We start from the raw sequence: 1,672 nt of genomic DNA, 5'->3' as shown, positions 1-1,672 counted from the left end.
CCTCGGGCTTTCACGCCGGTTGATCTTGATGGTGTGTCTTGAACGAAGAATGGTGCTCTGACCAGGGATAATTCGGTTTGTCTAGGACCAGATCATCTCAAGAATCGGAGCACCAATCTGGTGGGCGAGTCTACGTCGTGTTACCCGTCGTTGTCGGTCGACGGCCGCGCAACCGGTGTCGTGTCGCACGCAGGTGCGGTTGTATTGCTGCGCGCCGCCGAACGGGCCGGGCTGACCGGCGCCTTGTCGGACGCGTTGGCGCCGTGGCGTAAACCTCTGGCCAGCCACGATCCCGGCAAGATTGTGCTCGATATCGCTGTGGCACTGGCACTCGGTGGGGACTGCCTGGCAGATGTCGGGCTGCTGCGCGCCGAGCCGGGCGTGTTCGGCCCGGTGGCCTCCGATCCCACCGTGTCGCGGTTGATCACCACGTTGGCCGCAGATGCCTCGAAAGCCTTGGCGGCCATTGATTCGGCACGGGCCAGCGCGCGTGCGGCGGCGTGGGCAGCCGCCGGGCAGCACTCACCCGGTCATGGGATCGATGCCGATCACCCGTTGATCGTCGATCTGGATGCCACCCTGGTCACCGCGCACTCGGAAAAGGAGAAAGCAGCACCAACATTCAAGCGCGGCTTTGGATTTCATCCATTGTGCGCATTCGTTGACCACGGCAGTGCGGGAACCGGGGAGTCACTGGCGATCCTGCTGCGGCCTGGCAACGCCGGCTCCAACACCGCCGCCGACCACAAGACCGTCCTCGCATCGGCACTACAGCAGCTGCCGTTTGAGGTCGGCTATCGGGTCGGCAAGAAAGTTTTGGTGCGCACCGACGCCGGCGGAGCCACTCACGAATTCCTCAACTACCTGACCGCTCGCCGGCTGTCCTACTCGCTGGGATTCACGCTCAACGAAACGATGACCGCTGCCATCGACGTGATTCCCGAACGGGTCTGGACCCCGGCCTACGACGCTGATGGGCAGGTCCGTGACGGGGCGTGGGTGGCCGAGGCCACCGGGGTGGTTGACCTGTCGGACTGGCCTGCGGGGATGCGGCTGGTGGTGCGCAAGGAACGCCCCCATCCCGGTGCGCAGCTGCGGTTCACCGACCGCGACGGGCTACGGCTGACGGCGTTCGTCACCAACACCGGCCGGGGCCAACTGCCCGATCTCGAGCTGCGGCACCGCCGTCGTGCCCGCTGTGAAGACCGCATTCGGGTGGCCAAGGACACCGGCCTGGTCAACCTACCTCTGCATGGATTCGATCAAAACCGGATCTGGTGCGCGTTGGTGCAGCTCGCGATCGACTTGACCGCATGGCTGCAGATGCTGGCCTTTGACGAGCATTCGGCGCGGCGCTGGGAACCCAAACGCCTGCGACTGCGCCTGTTTTCGATCGCCGGCCGGTTGGCGCGCCACGCCCGTCGAACCCGGCTGCGGCTCGCCGCCAGCGCACCCTGGGCCGATCTGCTGACTACCGCGTTGGCGCGCCTCCAACCGGGCTGACGAACACCCCACCTACCCCCACGACCCCACGGAAGGACCAACGGGCACAGGAACCCGCCAGAACCCGCTGACCGGGACCGCCATGATACCCACCGTCGAAAATCAAGATCGAAAACCGCAATCCGAACCGATCAGGCCGCCACGTCAACCCCGCGAAACATCCGGGCTA

General features: G+C 65.4%; 1 protein-coding gene. It reads left to right on the top strand.

Annotated features, from left to right (window positions below):
* Positions 1–120: 120 nt before the first annotated feature.
* Positions 121–1,503: an IS1380 family transposase gene (locus ACZYZ9_RS26385; RefSeq protein WP_463829102.1), complete on the top strand. Its 1,383-nt coding sequence runs from the start codon at positions 121–123 to the stop codon at positions 1,501–1,503.
* Positions 1,504–1,672: the final 169 nt, after the last annotated feature.

Source organism: Mycobacterium sp. IDUB_28, assembly GCF_055419285.1.
Note: the sequence above shows the minus strand (reverse complement) of the source record. Positions and strands in the feature narration are given on the sequence as shown.